Source organism: Spirulina sp. 06S082, from assembly GCF_034932145.1.
GTDB lineage: Bacteria > Cyanobacteriota > Cyanobacteriia > Cyanobacteriales > Spirulinaceae > CCY15215.
On sequence record NZ_JAYGHV010000345.1, the window covers coordinates 1 to 5,040 of the forward strand.

General features: G+C 48.7%; 2 protein-coding genes and 2 pseudogenes. 3 read left to right on the plus strand and 1 reads right to left on the minus strand.

Going from position 1 to position 5,040, the window contains the following annotated elements:
• A pseudogene (locus VB714_RS20850) lies at positions 1–700 on the minus strand (ATP-dependent helicase); the annotation flags it as partial.
• Positions 701–870: 170 nt separating this feature from the next.
• On the opposite strand from VB714_RS20850, the gene VB714_RS20855 reads away from it, so the two are divergent.
• From VB714_RS20855 to VB714_RS20865, 3 genes and pseudogenes are all read left to right on the plus strand, one after another.
• Positions 871–3,021 carry a polyribonucleotide nucleotidyltransferase gene (locus tag VB714_RS20855; protein ID WP_323226611.1) on the plus strand — a complete coding sequence of 717 codons (2,151 nt, stop codon included), beginning with the start codon at positions 871–873 and terminating at the stop codon, positions 3,019–3,021.
• A gap of 143 nt (positions 3,022–3,164) precedes the next feature.
• Positions 3,165–4,682 (plus strand): serine/threonine-protein kinase, encoded by a 1,518-nt coding sequence (locus VB714_RS20860; RefSeq protein WP_323226612.1) that lies wholly within the window; start codon positions 3,165–3,167, stop codon positions 4,680–4,682.
• A pseudogene (locus VB714_RS20865) lies at positions 4,683–5,040 on the plus strand (plasmid partitioning protein); the annotation flags it as partial.

Below are 5,040 nucleotides of genomic sequence, written 5' to 3' on the forward strand. Positions count from 1 at the left end.
GAGAGGGGGGAGTGTGGGGGGGGTAGGCACGGCAAATACTGGGCATCAAACGGGCAAATTTATTGAGGCGATCGCGATCGAGCGCACTATCGAGGAGGGGTTGCCAACAACTTTCCCATTCTTCCCCTTCAGTCAACAAACCGGGTAAAAATTTGCCCCGCGCGAGTAAATCTAAACTCCAACGATAGACCTGGGACCAAAACTGGATTGAGTCTCCCAATTCTCCTCGACGCGCTTGTAGGGAGTTCAGGGGTAATCCCCTTAACAAGTGGATGGTTTCTACCGCATTAAACACAACCCCCTCCACTTGCCACCATTGTAGAGAAATATCTTTCCCTGCGATTTCCCTCTCACTTCCCGAAAGTAAGGGGAAATAAAGTCCCCCTTCCGAAGTTTTGGCAGCAGAACCCCTCCGCTTTCTGCGTCTCCCCGTTTCTTGCCTGTCTGCTGTCTCCTCCCTGCGACTGGGAAGTGCGATAACCTGATGCGATCGCGGAATTTCCCCTTCAGCATTGGGTAAAAATACTTGGCGCGTTTCCAGATAAGACAGGAGTTCATCCCCGGTCATGGCCAAGGGATGAACCGGAATTTCCGACTCCCTCAATCCCCCCGCAACTTGCCCTCGCCAAGTTTCTCCCCAGAGGAAAAAATAACCGCCCTCGGTGGGGTTTAAAATCCAACTCCCGTGTAAAATCGCCATACTATATTTTCGTTCGTTACTTTTAGGGTGAATACTTTCGCGGAGTCTAGGATTAGTGGTCTCGCATCTGCCGCAAAATGCGATCGCGATCTTTTCCTCTCGGAGCGAGTCTAGAAGTGCTAGGATTGCGAAAGAGAAACAGTGAAAAAATATAAGGAAAAGCACGCAAGATGCAAGAATTTGCAAAGTCAATATCCTTTGACGGACGAGATATTCGACTCCAAACAGGTATACTCGCTCCTCAAGCTGGCGGTTCGGTGTTAATTCAATCGGGAGAAACAGCAGTCCTCGTCACGGCAACTCGCTCTACAGGTCGGGAAGGCATTGATTTTCTCCCTCTATTGGTAGACTACGAAGAAAGACTCTACGCAGCCGGCCGCATTCCAGGAGGATTTTTGCGCCGAGAAGGTCGTCCCCCCGATAAAGTCACCCTCACCAGTCGTTTGATCGATCGCCCCATGCGTCCCTTGTTTCCCCAATGGCTTCGGGATGACATTCAAATCATAGCAACGACTCTTGCTTTAGATGAAGAAGTCCCCCCCGATGTTTTAGCCGTTACGGGAGCTTCTGTAGCCGTGCTTTTGGCTCAAATTCCCTTTCAAGGTCCGATGGCTGCGGTTCGCGTTGGCCTGGTTGGGGATGATTTTATCATTAACCCGACCTATCGGGAAATTGACCAAGGAGATTTAGACTTAGTGGTAGCTGGCTCTCCCGATGGGGTGGTCATGGTGGAAGCCGGAGCCAATCAATTGCCTGAACAAGATATTATCGAGGCGATCGAGTTTGGCTACGAAGCTGTACAAGAGTTAATTAAGGCGCAACGGGAATTATTAGAAGAGTTGGGATTGCAGTTGGTGACGGAGGAAGCCCCCGAAGAAGATACCGCTTTGGGAGACTTTATTGCCGATCGCGCTAATGACAAAATCAAAAAAGTTTTGTCCCAGTTTGACTTAGATAAAAAAGCCCGCGATCTTACTTTAGATGAGATTAAAGCAGCAGAAGTGACCGCCGCGATCGCCGAATTGCCGGAAGACGATGCCCTCAAAATTGCGGCGGAAAAACCCAAAGCTGTTGATACCTTGTTTAAAAAACAGGTCAAAAAACTTATGCGCCAGCAAATTATCGCCGATGGCGTGCGGGTAGATGGACGCAAACTCGATGAGGTGCGCCCCATTAGCTGTAATGTGGGAGTTTTGCCTCGTCGCGTTCACGGTTCTGCCCTTTTTCAACGGGGACTCACCCAAGTTTTATCTTTAGTGACTTTGGGAACTCCCGGCGATGCCCAAGATTTGGATGATTTACATCCCCAATCTGAGAAACGCTACTTCCACCATTACAATTTTCCCCCTTATTCTGTGGGGGAAACAAAACCCATGCGATCGCCTGGACGACGGGAAATCGGTCACGGTGCTTTAGCGGAACGGGCGATCTTGCCAATCCTACCTCACCACGATGATTTCCCCTATGTTGTGCGGGTGGTTTCCGAGATTCTCTCTTCCAATGGTTCCACTTCGATGGGATCGGTTTGCGGTTCGACTCTCTCTTTAATGGATGCGGGAGTCCCCATTCGCAAGCCAGTAAGCGGGACGGCGATGGGTTTGATTAAAGAGGGGGATGAAGTCCGAGTTCTCACTGATATTCAAGGCATTGAGGACTTTTTGGGAGATATGGATTTTAAGGTGGCTGGCACCGATAATGGTATCACTGCCCTGCAAATGGACATGAAAATCACGGGACTATCTTTGGATGTGATTGCTGAGGCGATCGAAAAGGCGAAGGATGGACGGCTGCACATTTTAGAGAAAATGATGGCTGTTTTAGATCGCCCGCGCGATGAGTTATCCCCCTCTGCACCTCGCTTATTAAGCATGAAGATCGATCCAGATTTAATCGGTTTGGTGATCGGGCCTGGAGGTAAAACCATTAAGGGGATTACGGAACAAACAGGAGCCAAAATCGATATTGAGGATAATGGTACTGTAATGATTTTCTGCAATCGTTCCGAAAATGCGATGGAAGCACGACGGATCATTGAAGGGATGACCCGTAAACTCAATGAAGGGGATGTGTATGCGGGTCGCGTTACGCGCATTATCCAAATTGGGGCATTTGTAGAAATTCTGCCAGGAAAAGAGGGAATGATTCACATTTCTCAATTGGCAGATTATCGCGTTGGTAAGGTTGAAGATGAAGTCGCTGTCGGTGATGAAGTGGTGGTAAAAGTGCGCGAGATTGATTCTCGGGGACGCATTAATTTAACTCGCCTTGGTATTCATCCTGATGAAGCAGTGGCGGCTCGAGAAGCAGCAGCCAATAACTAAGTGAAAAAACTATAGCGAGAACTAAAATTCTCGCTATAGTTTTTTTAGAGACTTAGGATTATTTAAAATAAGAAAATTTAATTTTCCACAAACTCTCGCACATAATAATCTATTGCAAATCTGCCTTACTAATCGATTAAGATATGGAAATTCTTTGCACTCGTCCAAGCTGTCATACTGAAAATACTTTTGCCGATCTCGACGATAGCGATCGCATCCAAACCATTCAACAAAAGTATTGTACTCGTTGCGGAATGCCCTTAATCTTGGGGGCGCGATATCTTCCCATGAAACTCCTGGGTCAAGGGGGTTTTGGAGCCGCATTTCTGGCCCGCGATCGCTTCACCACTAGCCTGAGAGAGTGCGTTGTCAAACAATTCCAACCCTCGGGAGACCTTTCCCCGCAACAACTCCAAATCGCGCAAAAACTATTCGAGAGAGAAGCCGCCGTACTTGAAGAATTAGGCAATGAACACAAACAAATCCCCAATTCTTACGCTTATTTTCCCGTTGTTGTTCCCCGTCCGGGAAGTCAAAAAGACGAACAATTTTTCTATTTAGTACAGCAGTTCATTGATGGACAAGATTTAGAACAGGAACAAGAAGAAAAAGGCGTTTATAGTCAAGAAGAAGTTTTAGAAGTCCTGCAAGCTATTCTAGGGGTTCTTGGATTTGTCCACGCAGAAAATGTAATTCATCGCGACATCAAACCCTCGAATATTATGCGATCGCGCAGTGACGGACGCTTATATTTACTCGATTTTGGAGCAGTCAAGCAAATTACCGCGACGGTTGGGACTCCCTCCGGGCGATCGACGGGGATTTACTCGATGGGATTTGCGCCCCCGGAACAAATGCAGGCTTCACAAGTGTTTCCAGCGACAGACTTGTATGCTTTGGCTGCAACCTGTTTGGTGCTGCTGACCAATAAACCCCCAGAAGAATTATTCGACACTTATAATAATTGCTGGGACTGGCGATCGCACGCCCCTCAAGTTAGCGATGGGTTAGCTGATATTCTCGATAAAATGCTGCGTCCCGTCCCCCGCGATCGCTTCTCCTCAGCCCGAGAAGTATTAGAGGCGATCGCCTCTCTCAACTCATCCCCATCTCGTCCTATTGCACCTCCTACTGCACCTCCACCCATCCCAACGCAACCCAAACCCACTACAGTGCAAGGGAGTACCTCACCTCCTCCCATTCCCCCAACCCCCGTTTCTCCCCCACCCCCCGTTTCTCCCCCAACCCTCGTTTCTCAGCCTCCTCAAAGTGGTGGTATATCTACAGTAGAAATCATTACCAGTGCTGCTTTTACGGGCTTTGAAGGGGCGTTGTTATGGATGGCCTTAACCAGCATCATTCAGGAAATTAACCCCATCAGTATTGGCTTATTGGGGATGAGTTTGGGAGGACTCATCTATGCACAATTTCGGCACATTATTGAGAAATGGGACCTGGCTATTTTAGGTGGAATTACCTTTGGGTTAGTTGCATTTATTGGTTTTTTCCACCGCAATGAAGGATTGCAAAGTCTTTTACAATCTTTCATTCAACCGCAATTTCTCGGTATTTTCTTTATAGCTATTTTCGTAGGTGCAGCCAGTGTCGCAATAACAACACTGTTTCTCTTGATTTATAAAACTCTCTCCAAAATGCTTTAATTGATTGTAGAGGCGATCGCGATCGCACTTGCGTTGACGGTTCGCCGCGTCCGGCAGCTGAGGCTGATGGCCAATGTGCTGCCGGCCATGCTCGACCATATGGCGAAGGGCGATATGCCGAACGAGCAGCAGCTGCGCACGATTGCCTCCGCCTCGCTCGATGAGCAGAAGGAGGTGTGGAAGGCCAACAAGCCGTCGAAGTCCGATCCGAAGGCGAGCTGGTGGAGCATTGCGAACGCGCTGACGAAGACGCGCATGTTTGCCAATGACGCAAGCTTCGATGACGAGCTCGCCCGCGCCTATGGCATCGAATGGGAGGAAGACCTGTTCGGACCTGCCGACGAGGATGGCCGCTGCA

Excerpts from the sequence above, each read along its gene's own strand:
- VB714_RS20855 (WP_323226611.1), top strand. The coding sequence starts at position 871 with ATGCAAGAATTTGCAAAGTCAATATCCTTTGACGGACGAGATATTCGA.
- VB714_RS20860 (WP_323226612.1), top strand. The coding sequence starts at position 3,165 with ATGGAAATTCTTTGCACTCGTCCAAGCTGTCATACTGAAAATACTTTT.